Origin of the sequence: Aquabacterium sp. A7-Y, assembly GCF_026153205.1 — a bacterium.
Lineage (GTDB): Bacteria > Pseudomonadota > Gammaproteobacteria > Burkholderiales > Burkholderiaceae_C > Caldimonas.
The window spans coordinates 148056-170938 of sequence record NZ_JAPFBW010000013.1; the positions used below are offsets into that span (position 1 = coordinate 148056).

Sequence of the window (22883 nt, forward strand, 5' to 3'; positions counted from 1 at the left end):
CGTTGTTCGCGGTTCACCACGGTGGCCGGCCTCCCGGGCCGCCCGCGGCCGGCGTGTCGGCGTCGTCGAAGCTAGCCCGGGATCTTCTCAAGGCAGTACCCGAGCCCCCGGACCGTGGCGATGCGCACCGGCCCCTGCTCGATCTTCTTGCGCAGGCGGTGGATGTACACCTCGATCGCGTTGTTGCTGACTTCCTCGCCCCACTCGCAGAGGCGCTCGACCAGCTGGTCCTTGCTCACCAGGCGGCCGGCACGCTGCAGCAACACCTCCAGCAGGCTCAGCTCGCGCGCCGAGAGCTCGATCATCTGCTCGTTGATGTAGGCGACCCGGCCGGTCTGGTCGAAGGTCAGCGGCCCGTGCCGGATCACGCTGGAGGCGGTGCCGAGGCCGCGCCGGGTGAGGGCGCGCACACGCGCCTCCAGCTCCTGCAGCGAAAAGGGCTTGGCCATGTAGTCGTCGGCGCCCAGGTCCAGGCCCTTCACGCGCTCCTCGATGCTGTCGGCGGCCGTGAGGATCAGCACCGGTGTCGCGGTGCCGCGGGCGCGCAGGCGCTTGAGCACCTCCAGCCCGTGCAGCTTGGGCAGGCCGAGGTCGAGGATGACGAGGTCGAATTCGTGCGAGGACAGCGCGGCGTCGGCCTCGGTGCCCGAGCCGACCTGGTCGACCGCATAGCCGGAGTTGCGCAGCGACCGCAGCAGCCCGTCGGCCAGCACTTGATCGTCCTCCGCGATCAGGATCCGCATCTCTTGTCTCCTGGAACTGCTGGTGCGGCGGCGATTGTAGGGGTCAGGCCCACAAATATCCCTCCGGGAAATACGCTAGGCACTACTGTACAAACATCCAGCTTTTGCGATAATGCCGCCGATCAACGGAGAACCGCATGGACGCACCCACCAAATCTGCCCTCAACACAGAGAAGGCCAAAGCGCTGCAGGCCGCCCTGGCCCAGATCGAAAAGCAGTTCGGCAAGGGCTCCATCATGCGCCTGGGCGAAGGCGAGGCCATCGAGGACATCCAGGTTGTCTCGACCGGCTCGCTGGGCCTGGACATCGCGCTGGGCGTCGGCGGCCTGCCGCGCGGCCGTGTGATCGAGATCTACGGCCCCGAATCCTCCGGCAAGACCACCCTGACCCTGCAGGTCGTCGCCGAGATGCAGAAGCAGAACGGCGTCTGCGCCTTCATCGACGCCGAGCACGCGCTGGACGTGCAGTATGCCCAGAAGCTGGGCGTCAACCTGCAGGACCTGCTGATCTCCCAGCCCGACACCGGCGAGCAGGCGCTTGAAATCGTCGACGCCCTGGTGCGCTCCGGCTCGGTCGACCTGATCATCATCGACTCGGTCGCCGCGCTCACGCCCAAGGCCGAGCTCGAAGGCGAGATGGGCGACAGCCTGCCCGGCCTGCAGGCCCGCCTGATGAGCCAGGCGCTGCGCAAGCTGACCGCCACGATCAAGAAGACCAACTGCATGGTCATCTTCATCAACCAGATCCGCATGAAGATCGGCGTGATGTTCGGTTCGCCCGAGACCACCACCGGCGGCAACGCGCTGAAGTTCTACGCCTCGGTGCGCCTGGACATCCGCCGCGTCGGCTCGATCAAGAAGGGCGAGGAGGTCATCGGCAACGAGACCAAGGTCAAGGTCGTCAAGAACAAGGTCTCGCCCCCGTTCAAGACTGCCGACTTCGACATCCTGTACGGCGAAGGCATCAGCCGCGAAGGCGAGATCATCGACATGGGCGTCAACGCGCGCATCGTCGAGAAATCGGGCGCCTGGTATGCCTACAACGGCGAGAAGATCGGCCAAGGCAAGGACAATGCCCGCGAGTTCCTGCGCGAGAACCCCGACATCGCCTTCGAGATCGAGAACAAGGTGCGCGAGACGCTCAACATCCCCCTGCTCGCCGCGGCTCCCACGCCGCGCGGGGACACCGACAAGGCGGACAAGGTCGAGAAGGCCGACAAGCCGGCGGGCAAGGGCCGGGCCGCCGCCAAGGACGAGTGAGCCGCGCAGCCGCCGCGGCCGGGGCATGGGGTTCGCCAAGCTGTCGCTGAAGGGGCGGGCGCTCAAGTACCTCGCGGCGCGCGAGCACTCGCGCCCCGAGCTCGAGCGCAAGCTCCGGCCCCATGAAGAAGAGCCCGGCCAAGTCGAAGCCGTGCTCGACGAGTTGGAAGCCAAGGGCCTGCTTTCGCAGGCCCGTTTTGTCGAATCGGTCCTGCACCGCAAGTCGGCCCGTTTCGGCACCGCCCGCATCCGCCAGGAGCTGCAGGGCCACGGGCTGGACGCCGAGCTTGTCGCCGACGCGCTCCAGCGCACCCGCGAATCCGAATACGAACGCGCCCAGGCGGTCTGGCAGCGCAAGTTCGGCGAGGCGGCCGCCGAGCCGGCGGAGCGGGCGCGGCAGATGCGTTTCCTCGCCGGCCGGGGCTTCTCGGCCGAGGTCATCCGCCGCGTGGTGCGCGGCGACGACGACTGAGGTCGCCCTCGCCAGCATGCCGGCATGGGCTGCGCGCCGTCGGGCCTCACGCGCGATTCCCCTGCCAACATCTCACAGCCCTCGTGGCGCGGCGCTGCCCTCGCTACACTAGGCAAGCGGCCACGAGCCGCCTGTTCTGCTTTGTTCTGCTTTCTTCACAGCTTCACAACCCCTGCCCAGCGCTTGACAGCCCGCTGAAAGGTTTGGTGCAACGCACCATGCTAAAGTGACGGGCTTGCCGAAACCCGCCTGAAACCGGCTGACATGGCTTTTCCTCCGGCTGCCCCCCAACGCCAGCTCAAGCACCGCCGCAGCATCGACCTCTCGGTCTATGCCCGCGATGATGGCCTTTGGGAGATCGATGCCCGCCTGGTCGACGTCAAGACACGCGACATGTCTCTGGCCACCGGCACGCGCAAGGCTGGCGAGCCGCTGCACGACATGGTGCTGCGCCTGGTGATCGACACCCAGCTCAACATCGTCGAGGCCGGCGCCAGCACCACCGGCATGCCCTATCCGGGCCACTGTGACCAGCACGGCGACGCCTATGCGCGCCTGGTCGGGCTCAACCTCTTCCGCAATTTCCGCCGGTCGGTCAAGGAGCGGCTCGGCGGCATCGCGGGCTGCACGCACCTGACCGAGATGGCCACCATCCTGCCCACTGCGGTGATCCAGGCCTTCGCCGGCGAAGTATTCGATGTCCGCGAGAGCGGTGGCGACGCCGCCGATCAGCAAGCCCCCTTCCAGCTCGACCGTTGCCACGCGCTGCGCTCCGACGGCGAAGCGGTACGCCTTTTCTACCCGCGCTGGTACCGGCCCCACGAAGGCCAGTCCGGTCTCCTGCAACCCACTTCCGTAGAACCGTCCTAGAGAGACACGCCATGAAGATCCATGAGTACCAAGGCAAGGAGATCTTGCGCAATTTCGGTGTGCCGGTGCCGCGCGGCTATCCCGCCTTCACCGTGCAAGAAGCCATCGAGGCGGCGCAGAAACTGGGCGGCCCGGTGTGGGTCGTCAAGGCGCAGATCCATGCCGGCGGCCGCGGCAAGGGCGGTGGCGTGAAGCTGGCTCGCTCGCTGGACGAGGTCAAGAGTCTGTCGGAACAGATCCTCGGCATGCAACTGAAGACGCACCAGACCGGCCCCGAGGGCCAGAAGGTGCGCCGCCTGATGATCGAGGAAGGCGCCGACATCAAGAAGGAATATTACGTCGCGGCCGTGACGGACCGCGGCACCCAGCGTGTCGCGATGATGGCCTCCAGCGAAGGTGGCATGGACATCGAGGAAGTGGCGCACTCGACCCCCGAGAAGATCATCAAGGTCTTCGTCGACCCGGCTGCCGGGCTGACCGACGCGCAGGCCACCGAGCTGGCCAAGGGCATCGGCGTGCCGGACGGCTCGATCGCCCAGGCCGTGGACGTGTTCAAGAAGCTCTACCAGTGCTACATGGCGACAGACGCCAGCCTGGCCGAGATCAACCCGCTGATCCTCGAAGGCAACGGCAACATCAAGGCGCTGGACGCAAAGTTCAACTTCGACGCCAACGCGCTGTTCCGCCATCCCGAGATCGTCGCCTACCGCGACCTCGATGAAGAGGACCCCGCCGAGATCGAGGCCTCCAAGTTCGACCTGGCCTACATCCAGCTCGACGGCAACATCGGCTGCCTGGTCAACGGCGCGGGCCTCGCCATGGCGACGATGGACACCATCAAGCTGTTCGGCGGCGAGCCGGCCAACTTCCTGGACGTGGGCGGCGGCGCGACCGCCGAGAAGGTCACCGAGGCCTTCAAGATCATGCTGAAGAACCCGAACGTGAAGGCCATCCTGGTCAACATCTTCGGCGGCATCATGCGCTGCGACGTGATCGCCGACGGCGTCATCACCGCCAGCCGCGCGGTGGGCCTGAAGGTGCCGCTGGTGGTTCGCATGAAGGGCACCAACGAAGACCTCGGCAAGAAGATGCTGGCCGAGTCGGGCCTGCCCATCATCAGCGCCGACACCATGGCCGAAGCCGCGCAAAAAGTCGTGGCCGAAGTGAAGTAATCGCCCTGAAGGAATCGAAATGAGCATCCTGATCAACAAGGACACCAAGGTCATCACCCAGGGCATCACGGGCAAGACCGGGCAGTTCCACACCCGCATGTGCCGCGACTACGCGAATGGCAAGAACTGCTTCGTCGCCGGCGTGAACCCGAAGAAGGCCGGCGAGGACTTCGAAGGCATCCCCATCTACGCCAACGTGAGCGAAGCCGCCAAGGCCACTGGCGCGACGGTCTCGGTGATCTACGTGCCGCCCGCTGGCGCCGCCGCCGCGATCTGGGAAGCCGTCGAGGCCAACCTGGACCTGACGATCTGCATCACCGAAGGCATCCCCGTGCGCGACATGCTGGAAGTGCGCAACAAGATGAAGGCCAAGGTGGCCGCCGGTGGCAAGGAAACCCTGCTGCTGGGCCCCAACTGCCCCGGCCTGATCACGCCCGACGAGATCAAGATCGGCATCATGCCCGGTCACATCCACCGCAAGGGCCGCATCGGCGTGGTCTCGCGCTCCGGCACGCTGACCTATGAAGCGGTGGCGCAACTGACCGAGCTGGGCCTGGGCCAGAGCTCGGCGGTCGGCATCGGCGGCGACCCGATCAACGGGCTCAAGCACATCGACGTCATGCGCATGTTCAACGACGATCCCGAGACCGAGGCGGTCATCATGATCGGCGAGATCGGCGGCCCCGACGAAGCCGAAGCGGCCCGCTGGTGCAAGGACCACATGAAAAAGCCGGTGGTCGGCTTCATCGCCGGTGTCACCGCGCCCCCGGGCAAGCGCATGGGCCACGCCGGCGCGCTGATCTCCGGCGGCGCCGACACCGCCGACGCCAAGCTCGCCATCATGGAAGAGTGCGGCTTCAAGGTCACGCGCAACCCCTCGGAGATGGGCAAGCTCCTCAAGAGCGTGCTGTAAACCGAAGGCACCCCGGGAGAGCGAAGGCCGCAGTTGCGGCCTTCCGTCTTTCCGGCGGGGCGCAACTGTCACCGCGCTGTCAGTCGCCGCGCTACGTAGTTCCTCGCAAGGGCCTGTCCTCCGGGCCGCCTAAACTTGCGGGCCGATAGGTTGGGGCCGTGCCGCCCCTATATTTCACATCCGAAGGACACGACATGGAGCAATTCATGACGCCCGAGTTCTGGCTCGCCGTGGGCCAGATCATCATGATCGACATCCTGCTGGGCGGGGACAACGCGGTGGTCATCGCACTGGCCTGCCGCAAGCTGCCTCCGGCCCAGCGTCGCCTGGGCATCCTGTGGGGCACCGCCGGCGCCATCGGGCTGCGCGTCATCCTGATCTTCTTCGCCCTGACCTTGCTGAAGATCTCCTTCCTGAAGCTCGCTGGCGCGCTGCTGCTGCTGTGGATCGGCGTCAAGCTGCTGGCCCCCGAGGACGAGGACGAGCACAGCAACATCCAGGCAAGCGACAAGCTCTGGGCGGCGGTCAAGACCGTCGTCGTGGCCGACTTCGTGATGAGCCTGGACAACGTGATCGCGATCGCCGGCGCGGCCGAGTCCGCCGGCGGCGGGCACCAGATGCCGCTGGTCATCTTCGGTCTGCTGGTCAGCATCCCCATCATCGTCTGGGGCAGCCAGCTGGTCATCAAGCTGATGGACCGCTTCCCCGTCATCATCACGCTGGGCGGCATGCTGCTCGGCTGGATCGCCGGCACGATGGCCCTCACCGACCCGGCCGTCGCCACCTACCTGCCGCAGCTGGATCAGCACAGCAACACGCTCAAGTACAGCTTCGGCATCGGCGGCGCCTTGCTGGTGCTGGCCATCGGCAAGCTGGTCGCGGCTCGCCGCAAGACGCCGGCCACCGACGCGGTCTGAACGGCGTCGCTGCGCGGGTCCCCTGCAAGAGGGACTCGCCGGCCTGGCGCTTCCCGCTAGACTGCTCGCACACCCAGGGCCTCAGTGATCTGAGGCCCTTCTTGTGTTGGCATGGGGGCTCTGCTAACGTGCCAGCACACTCCAACGGCGGCAGCGCCAAGGCACGAGAAAGCGATGGGCAAGAGGAAGGGGAGCGTCTGGCGGGCTGACTGGTTTGTCGGTGTGTGCGTGGTGCTCGGCGTATTGGCCGTGCACGCCGGCACCGACCTCATCGAGGGCATGGAGCGCCGCTACTACGACGTCGGCATGGGAAGCGCCGCCCGGGTGCCCTCCGACCGCATCGCCGTGATCGCGATCGACGATCAGAGCATCGCCAATATCGGACGCTGGCCCTGGTCGCGCGACGTGCACGCGCGGCTGGTCGACAAGCTCGCCCAGGCCGGCGCCAAGACCATCGTTCACACGGCCTTCTTTTTCGAACCCCAGCAGGACCTCGGGCTCACCTACATCCGCCGGCTCAAGCCCCTGCTCGGCCCCGGCCAGGCCGAGGCGGCCCGCCTGATCGAGGAGGCCGAGCAGGCGCTCGACACCGACTCGCGCCTGGCGGCCAGCCTCGCCAAGGCGGGCAACGTGCTGCTCGCATCCGACCTGCACCTGGGCACGCCACTCGGCAGGCCGGATCGACCGCTGCCGGCCTTCGCGCAGGCCAGCACCATCGCCACTGCCGGGACCTCGCTGCTGACGGCCGACGTGACCCAGCAGCCCATCGAGCTGCTCGGCGCGCAGGCCGCGGGCACCGGCCACCTGCGCCAGATCCAGGATCCCGACGGGGCGGTGCGCCGCGATGCGCTGCTGATCGACTACCACGGCCGCGCGATTCCTTCGCTGCCGCTGCTGGCCGCTGCGAAAAGCCTCAATCTCGGCCCCGCCGACATCCGCATCGCCGACGACGTGGTGGAGCTCGGGCGGCTGCGCATCGTGACCGACGGGGCGGCGCTGCTGCGCCCGCATTTTTATGCCGACCGCGACGGGCGGCCGGCTTTCCAGGTCGATTCCTTCTACGACGTGCTCAACGACAGGATCCCGGCCACCAAATACGCCGGCAAGATCGTCCTGATCGGGGCCACCGCCTCCGGCGTCGGCAGCCAGCTCGCCACCCCGGTCGATGCCTCGACGATGCCGGTGGAGACGATGGCGCACATCACCTCCAGCATCCTCTCGGGCCACTTTGTCACGACGCCGGGCTGGGCGCGCGGCGTCTCACTGGCGGCCGTGCTACTCATCGCGCTCTACCTCGTTGCGCTGCTGCCCAGGCTGTCGGCCGGCGTTGCCGCGACAGCCACCGGCCTGCTGCTGGTCGCGCTGCTGACGAGCGAGACGCTGCTGCTCAGCGGCAGCGCGGTGTGGCTGCCGCTGGTGCTGCCCGCGGCGCTGCTGCTGATCGGCCACCTGCTCCTGACCACCAAACGTTTCCTGGTCACCGAAGCCGGCAAGCTGAAGTCCGACGAGGAATCGGCCGAGACCAACCGCATGCTGGGCCTCGCGCTGCAGGGCCAGGGCCAGCTGGACATGGCCTTCGACAAGTTCAGGCGGGTGCCGCTCGGGCCCGCGGTGATGGACAACCTCTACAGCCTGGCGCTGGACTTCGAGCGCAGGCGCCAGTTCAACAAGGCGCAGGCGGTCTACGAACACATGGCCGGGTTCGACCCGAAGTACAAGGACATCGAGACCAAACTCTCGCGCGCGCGCAACCTCTCGGAAACCGTGCTGCTCGGGGGTGCCGTCGCCAGCGGCGGCAGCCAGATCCTGCTGGGCGACGGCCGGGTGGAGAAGCCCATGCTCGGCCGCTACCAGCTCGAAAAGGAGCTGGGCAAGGGCGCGATGGGTGTGGTCTACCTCGGCAAGGACCCGAAGATCGGCCGCATGGTCGCGATCAAGACGCTGGCCCTCAGCCAGGAGTTCGAGGGCCCCGAGCTCGAAGACGCGCGGCAGCGCTTTTTCCGCGAGGCCGAAACCGCCGGGCGGCTCCAGCATCCCCACATCGTCACGATCTTCGACGCTGGCGAGGAGCACGACCTGGCCTACATCGCGATGGAATTCCTGCGCGGCCAGGACCTGATGGGCAGTTGCCGCCCGGGAGCGCTGCTGCCAGTGCGCCAGGTGCTGAGCATCGTCGCACGCGTCGCGCAGGCGCTGGCCTATGCCCATGCACAGGGCGTCGTGCACCGGGACATCAAGCCCGCCAACATCATGTATGACCCGGCGAGCGACGCCGTCAAGGTCACGGACTTCGGGATTGCGCGCGTCACCGACAGTTCCCGCACCAAGACCGGCCTGGTGCTCGGCACGCCCTCCTTCATGTCGCCCGAGCAGATGGCCGGCAGGAAGATCGACGGGCGCAGCGACCTGTACTCGCTGGGCGTCACGCTGTTTCAGTTGCTGACCGGGCAACTGCCCTTCCGCGGCGAGTCGATGGCGGAGCTGATGTATAAGATCGCCAACGAGCCGGCGCCGGATATCCGTGGCGTGCGGCCGGGGCTGTCGGAGGCGCTTGCCAACATCGTGGCGCTGGCGATGGAGAAGCGGCCCGAAGTGCGTTATGCCGACGGGCAGCAGCTGGCGGCCGATCTGCTGAAGGTGGCCGAGACGCTGGACGGCGATACCGCCGCCACGCAGGAACCCGACGACGGCGCGACGCGGGTGCTGCCGGCGGACGCCGCTGCCGCGGTGCTGACGCCCTCGGGCTCTGTCGCCGCGCCCGTGCCCGATCAGGAGCCGACGGTGCGCATGAACCCCCAGGAACAGGGGGGCCGCGCGCACGCCCCGGACGCCGATCCGCGGCACAATCCGGCCCACCCGGCGACCCCCAAACGCTCTAAATCCCAACAATAGGTGCCGGCCTTGAGTTCTGCTGCGATGTCCTTCGAGTTCTTCAGCCTGACCGATCCGGGTCGCGCCCGCGACAACAACGAAGACTCGGTAGCAGTTGACGAACAGGCCGGGCTGGCCGTGCTCGCCGATGGCATGGGCGGCTACAACGCCGGCGAGATCGCCAGCGGCATGGCCACCGCCTTCATCAAGTCCGAGCTGGGCCGCTGGCTCACCGAGGCCGCCGGCAACGCCAGCGACACGGATGTGCGCCGCGCGATGGACATCTGCGTCGAGAACGCGAACCGGGCGATCTTCAACGCCGCGAACTCAAATCCGCAGTATTCCGGCATGGGCACTACGCTGGTGCTTGCGGTCTGCCGGGAAAGCCGCCTATTGATGGGGCACATCGGTGACTCGCGCGGCTATCGCTTCCGCAACGGCCGGCTGACGCAGATCACCAAGGACCACTCGCTGCTGCAGGAGCAGATCGACGCCGGCCTCATCACGCCCGAGCAGGCCGCCTACTCCTCGAACAAAAACCTCGTGACCCGTGCCGTCGGGGTGGAAGACAGTGTGCTGCTGGAGACCCACCTTCACGACCTGCTTTCCGGGGACACGATACTTCTGTGTTCGGACGGACTGTCCGACATGATCAGCGACGACCAGATCGCCGCCGTGTTGCAAGGCACCAACGACTTGCGGGAAGCCGGCGCCGGCCTTGTGGCCGCCGCCAATGCCGCAGGCGGACGGGATAATATCGCCGTGGTACTGGTGCGTGCCCAGGGGACCGCAACTACCGGCCGCTCATGGTGGCCGTTCAGACGCTGATGACGAGCCGAGCAGCGTCACAAGACATATCCAAAGAGGTCTAGCATGGGGAAACTGGTTGTTTCGCTCGACGGGGTGGTGATCAAGGAAGTCCAGCTCACGAAGGACAAGACCACCCTCGGACGGCGTCCCTACAACGACATCGTCATCGACAACCTGGCCGTCAGTGGCGAGCACGCGGTGCTGCAGATGGTGGGTCAGGACGTTTTCATCGAAGACCTGAACAGCACCAACGGCACCTACATCAACGGCAAGGCCATCAAGAAGCAGTTGCTCACCCACAACGACACGGTCGAGATCGGCAAGTACAAGATCAAGTACATGACCGATGAGGTGAACGACTACGAAAAGACCATGGTGATGAAGCCGGGCAGCACGCCCGGCCTGCCGGCCAGCGCCCCAGGCGGCAGCCCGTCGCCGCTGAGTGCGCCGTCCGCTTTCGGCGGCCTCGGGGGCTCGCCGGTGCCGTCTGCCTCCATCAAGGTGCTCAACGGTGCCGCCGCGGGCCGGGAAGTGAGCCTGACCAAGGTCGTCACCACCGTGGGCAAGCCTGGTGTGCAGGTCGCCTCCATCACCAAGCGGCCGGGCGGCTATGTGTTCGCTCACGTCGAAGGGGCGATGAAGCCGACCGTCAACGGCAGCCCGGTGGGCAACGACCCGCTGCACCTGAAAAACGGCGACGTCATCGAACTGGCCGGCACGCAAATGCAGTTCGTGCAGTCCTGAAACCCGGTCCTGCAGCGACCGGGGCCCACGCAGCCCGGCCGGCGCTGCGGCAGCCAGCCCTGCGATGAACCTCCTGTCTTCGTGGCCCCGTCTGGCCTTTGCCGCCGCGGCGCTGCTCGTGATGCTGCTGCATGCCAGCGGCCTGGTGCCGCTGGAGCCGGTGCGCCGGCTCGATGCCGTGCTCTATGACATTCGCCTGAGGGCGACCCTGCCCGAAACGCTCGACGAGCGTATCGTGATCGTCGACATCGACGAGAAAAGCATGGCCGAGTTCGGCCGCTGGCCCTGGGGCCGTGACCGCATGGCCCAGCTGATGCGCGAGCTGACTGGGCGCCAGCAGGTGCGTCTGGTCGGCTTCGACATCGTCTTCGCCGAGCCCGACCGCAGCTCGGGATTGCCCCAGCTGGAGCGCCTCGCCCAGCACGAGCTGAAGGACCAGCCGCAGTTCCAGGCCGAGCTGGGCAAGCTGCGCCGCGCCCTGGACCATGACGCGTTGTTTGCCGACGCTTTGCGCGGCCAGCCGGTGGTGCTGGGCTACTACTTCAGCAGCGATCGCGAGGCACGCAAGAGCGGCGCCCTGCCGCAGCCGGTGATGGAGCGCAGCGCGCTCGGCGGCAGGCCGGTGCGCTTCACGCGCTGGGACGGCTACGCCGCCAACCTGCCGTTGCTGGCCCGGGCGGCGCCGCAGGCCGGGTTTTTCAACTCGCTGCAGGACGGCGACGGCGTGGTGCGCTCCGTGGCCCTGGTCGCCGAACACGAGGGGCACTACTACGAATCGCTGGCACTGGCGATGTTCCGGCGCCTGCTGGGCCAGCCCCAGGTGGTCCCCGGCTTTCCCCAGGAACGCTGGCTGCCGCGCAGCTACCAGGGGCTGGAAAGCCTGCAGTTGCACGGCCCGGGGCAACGCGTCGATATTCCGGTCGACGCGCGGGTCGGTGCGCTCGTGCCCTACCGTGGCCCCGGTGGGCCGGAGGGCGGCTCCTTCCGCTACCTGTCGGCGGCCGAGCTGCTGAACGGGCGCCTGGCGGCCGGGCAGCTCAAGGACAAGATCGTGCTGGTCGGCACGACGGCGCCTGGCATGTACGATCTGCGGGTGACCCCGGTGGGCGAGGTCTATCCGGGCGTCGAAGCGCATGCCAACCTGCTGTCGGGCCTGCTGGACGGCCGCCTGCCGGTGCAGCCCGACTACGCGCTCGGCTACGAGGTGCTGATGCTGATCGTAATGGGCGCGGGTCTGACGCTGCTGCTGGCGCGCCTGGCGCCCTGGCCGGCGCTGCTGGCGACAGCGGGCGTCCTGGTTGGGATGATCGGCCTCGACTTCTGGCTCTACTCGGCGCACCAGCTGGTGATGCCGCTGGCCTCGATGCTCCTGCTGGTGGCGCTGCTGTTCGCCGCCCACGTGGCTTACGGCTACTTCTTCGAGGGCCGCTCGCGGCGCGAGCTGGACCGGCTATTCGCCGGGCATCTCGCGGCGCCGGTGATGGACGAGATGGCACGCTCGGACGGCCGCTGGAACAAGGCAGCGATCAGCACGCCGCTGACGGTCCTGGTCTGCGACCTGCGCCACTTCACCCAACTCTCGCAGCAGCTCCCGGCCGAGCAGGTGCCCGAGCTGCTGCGTTGTTTCCTGGGCGCGATGACCGAGGTGGTGCAGCAGCACCGCGGCACCCTGGACCAGTACGTCGGCGACTCGCTGGTGGCCTTCTGGGGCGCGCCCCTGGCCGATCCGCATCATGCCGCCCAGGCGGTGGAAGCGGCTCGCGCCATGGTGGCGGCGCTGGCGCCGCTCAATGCGGAGCTGCGGGGGCGCGGTTTGCCGGAGGTCACGATGGGGATCGGGCTGAGCACCGGGATGAGCTGGGTCGGGGACCTGGGCTCCGAGCTGCGGCCGAGCTACTCGGCGCTGGGCGAGCCGGTCGAGCTGGCCTTGCGGCTGGAGGCCCTGAGCCGCAGCTACGGCCTCGAGATCCTGGCGAGCGAAGGCACGCGCGACGCCGCCAACCAGCTGCCGTGGCAGGAGGTGGACCGCATCCTGCTCAAGGGCCGCGAGCGCCCGCTGACCCTCTACACGCCGCTGCCGGCCGCGCCGGCCGAGGACAAGGCGCTGGCCAGCGAGCTGATGGCGTGGCATATGGCACTGAAAGCCTACCGGGCGCAGGATTGGGACCAGGCGGACGTCCAACTGTTGAATTTGCAACGCTTGAATCCCGGCAAGCGGCTGTACAGTCTGTTTGCCTACCGCGTCTCCCATCTGCGCAAGCACCCGCCGGCCGCGGGTTGGGACGGCGCCTTCAGCGCTGATTCGAAATAAATACCTTCTCTTAGGAAAGTTCCCGCGGATGAAAGTCCGGGTATTGGGTTGCTCGGGAGCGATCGCAGCAGGCTGCAGGACCACGTCCTTTCTGCTCGACGACGACCTGCTCGTCGACGCCGGCACCGGCGTCGGCGACTTGACGCTGGACGAGCTGGCCTGCATCGACCACATCGTGGTCAGCCATTCGCACCTCGACCACATCGTCTCCATCCCGCTGCTCGCCGATGCGGTGATGAAACGGCGCAGCGCGCCCATCACTGTGTATGCCTTGCAGCAAACGCTGGACGCGCTGCGCAAACACGTGCTGAACGGCGTGATCTGGCCCGATTTCACGAGACTGCCCTCGGTCGAGCATCCGGCCTTGAAGTTCGAGGCCGTGAGCGTGGGCCAGCAGCTGGAGATCGCCGGCAAACGCGTCGAGGTGCTGCCCGCCGAGCACACGGTGCCCGCGGTAGGGTACGCCGTGCAGGGAAGCGCCGGCTGGTGGGTCTACACCGGCGACACGGGGCCCAATCCGGCCCTCTGGCCGCTGCTGGCGACACGCCCGGTCGCGATGCTCGTCATCGAGACCGCCTTCAGCGACAGTGAGCAGGAACTGGCCAGGATCAGCAAGCACCTGTCGCCCAGCACGCTGGAATCCGAGCTGGCGGGCTTGCGGCAGGACGTGCCGGTCTACATAACACATACCAAACCGGGCGAGATGGACTGCATCTCCGAACAGACCCGGGCCCTGGCAAGCGGGCACCAGGCGACCCACCTGGAAGCGGGACAGCACTACGAAGTCTGAAATCGGTTCCAGGAGGTGACAAATATTGTCAGCTTCCCGGGCCGGATGACAGGACGGGTCCCCCGGGAGACAGCCCCGGTCGCCCGGATCGTGCAGGAAATCACGCCCTCGGCGCTGTAACCCCCTGGCACACCAACTGCATTGTGAAAAGCGCTTCCCCTAACACCTGAAGGAGTACTCATGAAGCAGATGAAGTCTATGAAGCGCGCCGCCCAGAAGGGCTTCACGCTGATCGAGTTGATGATCGTCGTGGCGATCATCGGTATCCTGGCGGCCGTGGCTCTGCCGGCGTATCAGGACTACACCAAGCGCGCCAAGATGTCGGAAGTGATCCTGGCGGCCTCGGCTTGCCGGACCGTCATCACGGAGGTGTACCAGTCGCTTTCTTCGGGCGCCACGGTCAGCGAGAACGGCTGGGGCTGCGAGACGACGGGGGCCACCTCCAAACACGTCGGACTGGTGGAGACCGACGCGGACGGCGTGGTCACCATTACCGCAGCCGGCTTTAATGACGACACCATCGACGGCAAGCAAATTATCTTGACGCCCTTTTCCGACGTTGGTCTGACTCAAGCGATGGACTCGGCAACCGACGGCGGCAAACAAGTGGCGGGGTGGAAGTGCGGCCCGGCTGCTACCGATGGAGTTCCTGCCAAGTACCTGCCTGGCTCGTGCCGCGGCTAATTCGCGGAAGACCCTAGGCTTCCACAGAAGAGGTGCCCTAGGCACCTCTTTTTTTGCACCGTTGCACCATGCTGCCTCACATCCCGCATCGCTTTTTCGCCGCCGCCACCCCATGGATCGTCGCTATTTTGGCGACAGTGCTTTGGTCCATGGCGGCAGGCAAAGACGTCAGCTGGGACGTGGTCAACCATCATCTCTATCTTCCTTTTTCCTGGCTCTCGGGACGCACGGACGCGGATCTGTTCCCGGTCGGCCCGCAGAGCTATCAGAATCCCCTGGCTTACGTGCCGTTCTACGTCATGGTCGTCTCGGAGTGGCCTGCGTGGAGTATCGGTCTCGTCCTCGCAGCCCTCCACTCGGCAAATCTTGTGCTTCTGTGGCATCTAGCGCTTTGCCTCTGGAAGGACCAGCATCAGCAGCGGCTGTGGGCATTCATTGCCACCGCCCTCGGCGGAATAACGCCCGTCTTTCTGCAAAACGCAGGAACGTCCTCGATCGATCCCTTCACATCCATCCTGGTCCTTGGCGCCTTGTTATGTGTGATCCATCCCGGAGCGGCAAAATCCGACCGGGCGATGGTGGGAGCGGGGCTCCTGGCGGGCTTCGCCTTTGCCTTCAAGCAGAGTAACGCGACTTATTGCCTCGCCCTTGCGGGTGTGCTGCTTTTACAGCCATGGACCGGCACGAGGAAGCTTCACACCGTTCTCCTTTTTGGATTGGGAGGTATCGCCGGTGCTGCTGCTGGGATCGGTTGGTGGAGCTGGATGCTCTGGGAACGATTCGGCAATCCGCTCTTCCCGCTTCTCAACGATATTTTTCAATCACCTTACGCGCCGCAGCAGCCGATGCTCGCTGATCGTTTCCGCCCGCACACCGGAATGCAGTGGATTTCTCGCATTTGGGAAATGGCCTGGTTGAAGCGATTCATCTACCAGGAGATCTTCACTCCTGACATTCGTCCAGCGGCTGCTCTGAGCGTCGCGATGATCGGCTTGGCCGGAGCAGCGCTGCGACGCCTCGGCGTCTTGGCAACGAGCGCGAGCGCGGCGGGGTGGACCCGTGTCGACACCAGTCTCACTGGTTTCGCGCTGATCAGCTACGTCCTTTGGCTTTATACGTCGGGCAATGGCCGCTACGGCTTGCCGCTACTGATGGTTTGCGGCGTCCTACTCGCGCGCTGGGCCTGCCTTGCGTTGCCGCAGGCGGTCGCACGCATTGCCCTGCTGGTCATTGGCGTATCCCAAATGCTGTACTTCTCGTCAGCCGGAGATGTGCGTTTCGTACCTAAACCCTGGGACGACGAGTCCTACCTGGATGTTCAGGTGCCGGATCGCTTGAAGGCAGAACCGTTCCTGCATCTGACGCTTGGGCTGCAAACGAACGGTGTAGTTGCTCCGTTTCTCCACCACGGCGGCGCAATGATCAACCCTATCGGACAACTTGCCTTGCCGATGGACGGTCCCACCGGGCATGAGCTGAAACGCCGGCTGAAACACTGGGAAGGTCGAACTCGATTTCTCTTCCCCGCGTTTTCGATGGAGGACCCCAAGATAGGCCCCAAGGTGTCGGTGCTGCTCTCGGATGCCTTGTATCGCTTTGGTCTGGATGTGGATTGGAGCGACTGCGAAACTATTGTGTTCGGCAACCCCTCCGCCGGTAGCGGGCTCTGGGCGACCTCGCTACACGGTGAATATCGAGACGGAAAGATCGGCCGACGCCTTTTGAGTTGCCGCGCCGCTCCTATCCAACGCGTATGGCCAAACTACGAGGCGGAGAGAAAAGCCGCCGAAGCAGTGTTCCACAAGCTTGAACGCACCTGTCCTCGCATATACGGCCCCCCCGCGATGGCAACCGACCGTGGGGTGCTGCAATGGCAGCGCTTCTACCCGAACACCGACGCCATCGTGTCGGTGTCCGAGACCGCGGGCGTGATCGTCCAGCACGGACGGCGCAACATCGACCAGTACCTTGGCTCCATCGAAGAAGTCATGCAAGGAAAACGGCCCATCAATTGCGAGATGTGGTCCCTGTTGGCACCGGACTGAGCATCACCATGAGCACTTCCCCCGATCAAGCGAGCACCTTCGAACTCACCATCGTCATGCCCTGCCTCAATGAAGCGGAGACTGTCGCACAGTGCGTGGGCAAAGGGCTGGCCTTTCTTCGCCGGGCAGGCGTCCACGGCGAGGTGCTCGTGGCCGACAACGGTTCCGCGGATGGCTCGCAGGCACTGGCTCTCGCTGCCGGCGCCCGCGTCGTACATGTCCAAGAGCGGGGCTACGGGGCCGCGCTGCTCGAAGGCATCAAGTCGGCTCAGAGTCGCTTCGTCATCATGGGCGACGCGGATGACAGCTACGACTTTTCAGCCCTCGACGGCCTCCTGACCGAGCTGCGTGGAGGCGCCGACCTGGTGATGGGGAACCGTTTTCTGGGAGGCATCCAGCCGGGCGCCATGCCGCTGCTTCACCGATATCTGGGGAATCCGGTGCTGAGCTTCATCGGACGCTTGCTCTACCGGGTGCCCGTGGGGGACTTCCATTGCGGCTTGCGAGGCTTCTCGCGCGAGGCTGTCATGCGGCTCAACCTGCATACCCCCGGTATGGAGTTCGCCAGCGAGATGGTGGTCAAGAGCGCTCTGCACGGCCTGAAGATCGCGGAGGTACCGGTGACGCTTTCGCCCGACGGCCGGTCGCGCCCTCCGCATCTCAGGACATGGCGCGACGGGTGGCGGCACTTGCGCTTCCTGTTGCTGTTCAGCCCGCGCTGGCTCTTCCTGGTGCCGGGTTTGCTGATGACCATGCTGGGCATCACGGGCTTTGCGACACTCGCCTTGCACGGGGTCAAGGTGGGGAACATCGGCCTGGACATTCACACCCTGGTCTACGCCGGCGCGAGTGTCGTCCTGGGCTACCAGATGCTGTTGTTCGCGGTGTTCTCGAAGTACCTCGGTATCACGCACGGCTGGCTGCCACCGGATGAACGGTTCGCCCGCCGTCTGAGCCGCCTGACGCTCGAGCGATGCCTGGTTTTAGCAGGAGCTCTCATGCTGGTCGGTATTTTGCTCAGCATCGAAGCCGTCGGAAGTTGGTCTGCGGCAGCGTTCGGGCCCTTGGATCCGAGCGTCACGATGCGCTGGGTGGTGCCAGCGGTCACCGCCATGGCGCTCGGCGGAGAGTCCTTCCTCGCTGCCTTTTTCCTCGAGGCCCTCAGATTGGGTGAACGGGGCAAGCTAGCGAAACGTCCACTTCCTGTGGGTCAGGAAATTCAGCAGGAAGAAAAGAGCGGCCACGCAAACGCTTGCCAGTAGGTAGGGAAGACCGAGCCAGAACACGGCAAATCCCATCAAGCCGACGTTCGCCATCAAGCTGAGTCCGCTGACCACAAGGAATCGTGTCAGGGAAGCCGCATAGGTGCGCCGCGCCTCCTTGAAGGCCAGGAGACGGGACAGATGATGGCCGATCGGGTTGATCAGGATGAAGCAGATGATGGTCGCACCAAGCACCGGCATGCCGGCATGTTCGACGAACAGCCACATCATCAGAAGGTTGAGCGCCAGGCACGATCCGCCCACCAGCCCATACCTGGCGAACTGCTCGACATCCTTACCTGCTGGACCGAACTTCACTCTGCCCGCTGCATCAAGTCGTGCTGCATCGACAGCACATCCAGGGCCGCCTTCGCGTCCATGCCAGCAGGCGGCACGCCGGTTCTCAGGGCCCGCGCAAAGCGGCCATACAGCTCGTTGTTGCCGTAGTCGAGCGTCCCCCGCAGGTGACGAACGCCCGACGTGAAGTGCTGCCCCCAATGTTGAAGGCTGGCAGCAAGGCTGGTTTTCAGAACGGTACCCGTCGTATGCATACCGTCGTTCGGCAGTGAGAGGTAGATATCCCGAAAAATATCGACGACGCCCATCCTTTTATCCCCGACCACCGCCAGATGCCATTCCGAAAGGGGCGCAAGGAACTGCATGTCGATCGTGACCGGTATCTCTCTTCCACCCGCGTGGCACTCGAAAAATCCCTGAACCATCGCCGGAGTACGTCGCGGCGAGTCGTGCACGACGATGGCGTTTTTCAAACGAATTTCGGCAGGAGAGAAGGCTCGCAGCAGATACAGAAGGTGAGGACTTTCATCATAGAAGAGCCCGAACGGAAGATCCTCGTACCAGCTCGGCAAACGGCGGCCTGGATTGCTCAACTGCATCGCGTGCACCCGATGGATGGTGCCCAAGGCTCCGCTGTCGATGTCCCGCCGGAGCGCCAATGCCGAGGTAGCGAACTGGAAGTTGTGAACCACGGCGAGAATGCGCGAAACCCGCTCGGCCTGCTCGACCATGCGACGGCCCTCATCCACGGACATTGCGAACGGCTTCTCGGTCAGCACGTGCAGACCTTGGTCGAGCGCCTGCTTGACCAAACCGAAGTGAGTCTGCGGTGGAGTGGCGATCGCGACGGCATGCGCCTGCCTCAACCATGGAACATCGTTGAGCGAGTAGGATTGCGCCCAATTCTTGAGCGACAGCTTGTTCGCCCAGTGCGCCGCCCTGCCATCATGGTGATCCACCACCCCAATAAGCTCGAACTCCTTGCTCCGTCGGAGGGCTGCCACATGGCGGTTCAATCCTACCCAGCCGAGGCCGACGACAACGATTGGAATCCGGGCAACGCTCATCTATCGCCTACTGTGTACAAAGATGAATGACTCAGAGCGGTCAAGTCCGCACCTGCAGGTGCTGATTGTCACTCATTACTTCTCCGATCACGGGGGCGGCATTGAGGCTGTGGCAGGGCAATTGGCTCGCCGCTTTGTCCAGCGCGGCGCATCGGTCACATGGGCAGCCTCGGATACGGACGACCCGGCCGCCAATCGACAAGCAGGTATCAGGTGCGAGCCCATGCGCTCCTGGAATGCCGTCGAGAAGAAAATCGGCGTTCCCTTTCCTGTGTGGTCACCGCGAGCCTTGCTTCACCTTGTACAACTCATCAGGCGCGCAGATATCGTCATGTTTCATGACATCCTGTACCTACCCAACCTGATCGGTATGGTCGCAGCCCTGGTCGCGCGAACGCCATACCTCATCGTGCAGCACGTGGGGTTCGTGCCCTTCAAAAATCCTCTGCTGCGTCTGCTAGTGTCACTGGGGAATCGCACCGCAGGCCGGCTCGCGATGCGAAAGGCCGGCGCAGTTATTTTCATCAGCGATGTGGTTCGGGCCTATTTTTCTCGCTTCATCCCGTTGGGCAAACTGCATTGCGAGCTGATTGCCAACGGCGTCGACGGGGCGCTCTTCAAGCCTTCGCCGGCCAGCGGTCAAGCGGTCAGCACCCGCGCGGTTCATCATGCCCCTCCGTTCAGAAAGACGTTTCTTTTCGTCGGTCGTTTTGTCGAGAAGAAGGGACTCGCCCTGCTCCAAGCATTGGCTGAGCAGATGCGGGACGTCAAGTGGCAGTTCGTCGGATGGGGCCCGATCGATCCCCGCATGTGGGGGCTGGAGAACGTCGAGGTGCTCGGCCGGTTGCCTCAGGAGCAACTCCCGCACTTGTACCGCATGGCAGATCTGCTGGTACTTCCCAGTCAGGGAGAAGGCTTTCCTCTGGTCGTGCAAGAAGCCATGGCCTGCGGCTTGCCGGTCGCGATTGCGACCGAGACAGCCACTGCGTTGCCTGGGGTCCCAGATGTCGTCTTTCATGCTCCCGTCGGGCAGCCCAATCACGATGTCGAGACATGGCTTGCACTACTTCAGCCTCTGCTAGAGGGAGAAACGCTGGCGCAACGCCGTTGGACCGCGGCCGCATTCGCCGAGAAGCATTGGTCATGGGAGGGAAGCGCCGATCGGCATCTTCGAGTGCTGTTAAGCCTGGTTGGATCAAAAAACAGCAAGTAGCCGTCCCATTGAAGGGATCTGCTTCACCGTGACTGGCCTGTCGATTGCCGAGCGATCCGTTAGGCTGCCGACATCCGTCAACGGCTCACCCCAGACACCCGACCGACGCGGCTGGTCGACCTTTCCCGCCTTTCCTGCAAAATCCGCCCTGTGCAAGTGTCCGTTCCCCCTCGCGCCTGGCTCTGGATCATCGCCTTCGCCGCTCCCACCTGGGTCGCGTATTCCCAAGCCCCGATCACCGTCTTCTACAACGCCGCGTTGAGCGTCTTCGGCGTCGGTCTCCTGTTGCTGCTGCTGCCGGCTTGGCGCGGAAGCTGGGCCGGCCCCGGCGCGTTCGCCGTTTCAACCGCGGCAGCCGCCTGGCTCGCATGGCAGGTCACGCCGCTGAACGCGCTGCTGCTGGCCGGGGCGGCCGCGGTGCTGACGGCCGGCTTCTGCCTGTCGCGCAACGACGCGGCGGTTGCCATGCGCGGTCTGGCGTTCGCTGGGCTCGGTGCCGGCGTGCTGAGCGCGCTGATCGGCTTGAGCCAGTACGTCGCCCCCGATCTCCTGCCACGCTGGCTCGTCGCCATGCCAGCCACTGCGGGGCGCGCGGTCGGCAATCTCCGGCAGCCCAATCAGCTCGCCACCTTGCTGATGCTCGCCATCTGTGCGCTGGCCTGGATGGGCAGCGTGCAGCGCTGGCGATGGCAGGCGCTGCTGCCGGTGCAGGCGCTGCTGGTGCTAGGCGTGGTGTTGACCAGTTCTCGCATGGGCTGGCTGATGATCGGCATGACCGTGCTGTGGGGGGTCTTCGACCGTCGCCTGAGTCGCCCGGTGCGCGGCATGCTGATCTTCGCGGCGCCGGCTGCGGCCCTCGCGACCGCGCTGGCATGGGCCTGGGGGCATTGGGGCGGGGTGACCTATTTCGGCGAGGCCCGGCTGGCAACCCAGAGCGACATCAGCAGCTCGCGTTTCGGCATCTGGTCCAACACGTTGGAGCTGATTCGCCGCCACCCGATCTCGGGCGTCGGCTGGGGGGACTTCAACTTCGCCTGGAGCCTGACACCCTTTCCCGGCCGCCCGATCGCGTTTTTCGATCACACCCACCATCTGGTGCTGCAGCTCGCCGTGGAACTGGGGCTGCCTTTCACGGCCGCGCTGATCGCGCTGTTCTGCTGGACGCTCTGGCACGCGCGCCGCGGCGTGCACGCGGTGGACGAGGTTCGCGCCGTCACGGCCCGGGTCGCCCTGATGATGGTGGCCCTCGTGCTCCTGCACAGCCTGCTGGAGTACCCCTTGTGGTACCCGTATTTCCTCTTTCCGACCGCGTTCGCGCTGGGCATCTACCTGGGCACGGGCTGGCCGGCGACGACGCCAGCCGCTTCCCCGGACACAGCCACCGTGGCTCGCTCGGGGCAGCTGCTGCAAGCCACCGTACGGGCCGCAGGCGTTCTGATGGTGCTCGGGTCGCTGTATGCGGTGTGGGACTACCAGCGTATCGTCCAGATTTTTGCGCCCTATGGCGCCACCGGGGAACGCCCCTTGGCCGAGCGCATCAGGGAAGGCCAGAAGAGCTGGCTGTTCGGCCACCACGCCGATTACGCCGCCGTGACCACCGCGCGGCACCCCTCCCAGGTTTTCGCCGCGTTCGAGCGCCCCTTGCACAAGCTGATCGATGCACGGCTGATGGTGGCCTACATCAAGGCCCTCACGGAGCGCGGCGAGGACGCGAAGGCGGCCTATGTCGCGCAGCGGCTGCGCGAATTCCGGCATCCCCTGGGACAGGAGTTTCTGGCGGCTTGCGATGATCCGGCGCCGATGTCGAAGCAGCCACCGCCGCAGTGCGACACGCGCATGCCCCCGCTGGGGTTCGAGGATTTCCGCTGATCAGGCCGGCGGCGCGAGGTAGGAACCGGACTTGCCGCCGTGCTTCTCCAGCAGGCGGATGCCGCCCATCGTCATGCCCCGGTCGACCGCCTTGCACATGTCGTAGATCGTGAGCAGGCCGACCTGCACCGCTGTCAGGGCTTCCATCTCCACCCCGGTGCGGCCCAAAGTTTCAGCCTGCACCCGGCATTCGACGCGCGACTTTGCCGCGTCGATGCGGAACTCGACCGCCACGCGGGTCAAGGGCAGCGGATGGCACAGCGGCACCAGGTCGGCGGTCCGCTTCGCGCCCTGGATGGCGGCGATGCGCGCGATGCCGAGCACGTCGCCCTTCTTGGCACTGCCCGTTTCGATGAGCCGCAGCGTCGCCGGCTCCATCTCGATAAAACCTTGCGCCAGCGCGATGCGATGCGTCTCGTCCTTGGACGAGACGTCGACCATGTGCGCTTCGCCGCGGGCATCGAAATGCGTGAGGCCGGCACCCGCATCGGAGGGAGAAATGGGAGGGTTCATGGCTTTGGCATCATAACGAGCCGCGGGCGTAGTGAACTACGCCCCCTTCGACGGCTTCTAA

20 protein-coding genes are annotated in these 22883 nt (G+C 65.5%); 16 read left to right on the forward strand and 4 right to left on the reverse strand.

Annotated elements, in window-relative coordinates; translation table 11 throughout:
• Nucleotides 1-71 precede the first annotated feature (71 nt).
• Complete coding sequence (locus tag OOT46_RS14025; RefSeq protein ID WP_265404228.1) at nucleotides 72-743, reverse strand: response regulator transcription factor; 672 nt, start codon at nucleotides 741-743, stop codon at nucleotides 72-74.
• A gap of 137 nt (nucleotides 744-880) precedes the next feature.
• Here OOT46_RS14025 and recA point away from each other — a divergent pair, with 137 nt between their 5' ends.
• The 14 genes from recA to OOT46_RS14095 all read left to right on the forward strand — a co-directional run bounded on the left by recA (nucleotide 881) and on the right by OOT46_RS14095 (nucleotide 17863).
• Nucleotides 881-2002, forward strand: coding sequence for a recombinase RecA (gene recA, locus OOT46_RS14030; RefSeq protein WP_265404229.1), 1122 nt, complete (start codon nucleotides 881-883; stop codon nucleotides 2000-2002).
• Between the two features lie 25 nt (nucleotides 2003-2027).
• A complete protein-coding gene (gene recX / locus OOT46_RS14035) occupies nucleotides 2028-2474 on the forward strand; it encodes a recombination regulator RecX (protein WP_265404230.1) in 447 nt (148 codons plus the stop codon).
• A gap of 264 nt (nucleotides 2475-2738) precedes the next feature.
• Nucleotides 2739-3344 carry a DUF2889 domain-containing protein gene (locus OOT46_RS14040; RefSeq protein ID WP_265404231.1) on the forward strand — a complete coding sequence of 202 codons (606 nt, stop codon included), beginning with the start codon at nucleotides 2739-2741 and terminating at the stop codon, nucleotides 3342-3344.
• 11 nt (nucleotides 3345-3355) lie between these two features.
• Nucleotides 3356-4516: an ADP-forming succinate--CoA ligase subunit beta gene (gene sucC, locus OOT46_RS14045; protein ID WP_265404232.1), complete on the forward strand. Its 1161-nt coding sequence runs from the start codon at nucleotides 3356-3358 to the stop codon at nucleotides 4514-4516.
• A 19-nt stretch (nucleotides 4517-4535) separates the two neighbouring features.
• Nucleotides 4536-5429, forward strand: coding sequence for a succinate--CoA ligase subunit alpha (gene sucD, locus OOT46_RS14050; RefSeq protein ID WP_265404233.1), 894 nt, complete (start codon nucleotides 4536-4538; stop codon nucleotides 5427-5429).
• Between the two features lie 194 nt (nucleotides 5430-5623).
• Nucleotides 5624-6346: a TerC family protein gene (locus OOT46_RS14055; RefSeq protein ID WP_265404234.1), complete on the forward strand. Its 723-nt coding sequence runs from the start codon at nucleotides 5624-5626 to the stop codon at nucleotides 6344-6346.
• Nucleotides 6347-6520: 174 nt separating this feature from the next.
• Nucleotides 6521-9238 carry a CHASE2 domain-containing serine/threonine-protein kinase gene (locus OOT46_RS14060; RefSeq protein ID WP_265404235.1) on the forward strand — a complete coding sequence of 906 codons (2718 nt, stop codon included), beginning with the start codon at nucleotides 6521-6523 and terminating at the stop codon, nucleotides 9236-9238.
• Between the two features lie 24 nt (nucleotides 9239-9262).
• The gene (locus OOT46_RS14065) at nucleotides 9263-10045 is read left to right on the forward strand and encodes a Stp1/IreP family PP2C-type Ser/Thr phosphatase (protein ID WP_265404267.1); all 783 of its coding nucleotides are present in this window, start codon (nucleotides 9263-9265) and stop codon (nucleotides 10043-10045) included.
• A 45-nt stretch (nucleotides 10046-10090) separates the two neighbouring features.
• A complete protein-coding gene (locus OOT46_RS14070) occupies nucleotides 10091-10771 on the forward strand; it encodes an FHA domain-containing protein (RefSeq protein ID WP_265404236.1) in 681 nt (226 codons plus the stop codon).
• Nucleotides 10772-10835: 64 nt separating this feature from the next.
• The gene (locus OOT46_RS14075; protein ID WP_265404237.1) at nucleotides 10836-13082 is read left to right on the forward strand and encodes a CHASE2 domain-containing protein; all 2247 of its coding nucleotides are present in this window, start codon (nucleotides 10836-10838) and stop codon (nucleotides 13080-13082) included.
• Nucleotides 13083-13110: 28 nt separating this feature from the next.
• The gene (locus OOT46_RS14080; protein WP_265404238.1) at nucleotides 13111-13872 is read left to right on the forward strand and encodes an MBL fold metallo-hydrolase; all 762 of its coding nucleotides are present in this window, start codon (nucleotides 13111-13113) and stop codon (nucleotides 13870-13872) included.
• Between the two features lie 198 nt (nucleotides 13873-14070).
• Nucleotides 14071-14556 carry a pilin gene (locus tag OOT46_RS14085; RefSeq protein WP_265404268.1) on the forward strand — a complete coding sequence of 162 codons (486 nt, stop codon included), beginning with the start codon at nucleotides 14071-14073 and terminating at the stop codon, nucleotides 14554-14556.
• A gap of 68 nt (nucleotides 14557-14624) precedes the next feature.
• Nucleotides 14625-16601: a hypothetical protein gene (locus OOT46_RS14090; RefSeq protein WP_265404239.1), complete on the forward strand. Its 1977-nt coding sequence runs from the start codon at nucleotides 14625-14627 to the stop codon at nucleotides 16599-16601.
• Nucleotides 16602-16609: 8 nt separating this feature from the next.
• Nucleotides 16610-17863 (forward strand): glycosyltransferase family 2 protein, encoded by a 1254-nt coding sequence (locus tag OOT46_RS14095; RefSeq protein ID WP_265404240.1) that lies wholly within the window; start codon nucleotides 16610-16612, stop codon nucleotides 17861-17863.
• Here OOT46_RS14095 and OOT46_RS14100 read toward each other — a convergent pair.
• Nucleotides 17786-18181, reverse strand: a complete 396-nt coding sequence (locus OOT46_RS14100; RefSeq protein ID WP_265404241.1) for a GtrA family protein — start codon at nucleotides 18179-18181, stop codon at nucleotides 17786-17788. The genes OOT46_RS14095 and OOT46_RS14100 overlap by 78 nt on opposite strands.
• Nucleotides 18178-19227 carry a Gfo/Idh/MocA family protein gene (locus OOT46_RS14105; protein ID WP_265404242.1) on the reverse strand — a complete coding sequence of 350 codons (1050 nt, stop codon included), beginning with the start codon at nucleotides 19225-19227 and terminating at the stop codon, nucleotides 18178-18180. The genes OOT46_RS14100 and OOT46_RS14105 overlap by 4 nt, the downstream gene beginning before the upstream one ends.
• A gap of 22 nt (nucleotides 19228-19249) precedes the next feature.
• Here OOT46_RS14105 and OOT46_RS14110 point away from each other — a divergent pair, with 22 nt between their 5' ends.
• A complete protein-coding gene (locus OOT46_RS14110) occupies nucleotides 19250-20440 on the forward strand; it encodes a glycosyltransferase family 4 protein (protein WP_265404243.1) in 1191 nt (396 codons plus the stop codon).
• 156 nt (nucleotides 20441-20596) lie between these two features.
• Nucleotides 20597-22309, forward strand: coding sequence for a PglL family O-oligosaccharyltransferase (locus OOT46_RS14115; protein ID WP_265404244.1), 1713 nt, complete (start codon nucleotides 20597-20599; stop codon nucleotides 22307-22309).
• On the opposite strand, the gene moaC is transcribed toward OOT46_RS14115, so the two are convergent.
• Nucleotides 22310-22822, reverse strand: a complete 513-nt coding sequence (moaC, locus tag OOT46_RS14120) for a cyclic pyranopterin monophosphate synthase MoaC (RefSeq protein ID WP_265404245.1) — start codon at nucleotides 22820-22822, stop codon at nucleotides 22310-22312.
• Nucleotides 22823-22883: the final 61 nt, after the last annotated feature.

Bases quoted from the DNA above. Each gene is read 5' to 3' on its own strand.
- OOT46_RS14085 (WP_265404268.1), top strand. From the start codon at position 14,071: ATGAAGCGCGCCGCCCAGAAGGGCTTCACGCTGATCGAGTTGATGATC.
- OOT46_RS14070 (WP_265404236.1), top strand. From the start codon at position 10,091: ATGGGGAAACTGGTTGTTTCGCTCGACGGGGTGGTGATCAAGGAAGTC.
- OOT46_RS14095 (WP_265404240.1), top strand. From the start codon at position 16,610: ATGAGCACTTCCCCCGATCAAGCGAGCACCTTCGAACTCACCATCGTC.
- OOT46_RS14040 (WP_265404231.1), top strand. From the start codon at position 2,739: ATGGCTTTTCCTCCGGCTGCCCCCCAACGCCAGCTCAAGCACCGCCGC.
- OOT46_RS14065 (WP_265404267.1), top strand. From the start codon at position 9,263: ATGTCCTTCGAGTTCTTCAGCCTGACCGATCCGGGTCGCGCCCGCGAC.
- recA (WP_265404229.1), top strand. From the start codon at position 881: ATGGACGCACCCACCAAATCTGCCCTCAACACAGAGAAGGCCAAAGCG.
- OOT46_RS14025 (WP_265404228.1), bottom strand. From the start codon at position 743: ATGCGGATCCTGATCGCGGAGGACGATCAAGTGCTGGCCGACGGGCTG.
- OOT46_RS14080 (WP_265404238.1), top strand. From the start codon at position 13,111: ATGAAAGTCCGGGTATTGGGTTGCTCGGGAGCGATCGCAGCAGGCTGC.
- OOT46_RS14110 (WP_265404243.1), top strand. From the start codon at position 19,250: ATGAATGACTCAGAGCGGTCAAGTCCGCACCTGCAGGTGCTGATTGTC.
- OOT46_RS14055 (WP_265404234.1), top strand. From the start codon at position 5,624: ATGGAGCAATTCATGACGCCCGAGTTCTGGCTCGCCGTGGGCCAGATC.
- moaC (WP_265404245.1), bottom strand. From the start codon at position 22,822: ATGAACCCTCCCATTTCTCCCTCCGATGCGGGTGCCGGCCTCACGCAT.
- sucD (WP_265404233.1), top strand. From the start codon at position 4,536: ATGAGCATCCTGATCAACAAGGACACCAAGGTCATCACCCAGGGCATC.
- recX (WP_265404230.1), top strand. From the start codon at position 2,028: ATGGGGTTCGCCAAGCTGTCGCTGAAGGGGCGGGCGCTCAAGTACCTC.
- sucC (WP_265404232.1), top strand. From the start codon at position 3,356: ATGAAGATCCATGAGTACCAAGGCAAGGAGATCTTGCGCAATTTCGGT.
- OOT46_RS14075 (WP_265404237.1), top strand. From the start codon at position 10,836: ATGAACCTCCTGTCTTCGTGGCCCCGTCTGGCCTTTGCCGCCGCGGCG.
- OOT46_RS14090 (WP_265404239.1), top strand. From the start codon at position 14,625: ATGCTGCCTCACATCCCGCATCGCTTTTTCGCCGCCGCCACCCCATGG.
- OOT46_RS14105 (WP_265404242.1), bottom strand. From the start codon at position 19,227: ATGAGCGTTGCCCGGATTCCAATCGTTGTCGTCGGCCTCGGCTGGGTA.
- OOT46_RS14060 (WP_265404235.1), top strand. From the start codon at position 6,521: ATGGGCAAGAGGAAGGGGAGCGTCTGGCGGGCTGACTGGTTTGTCGGT.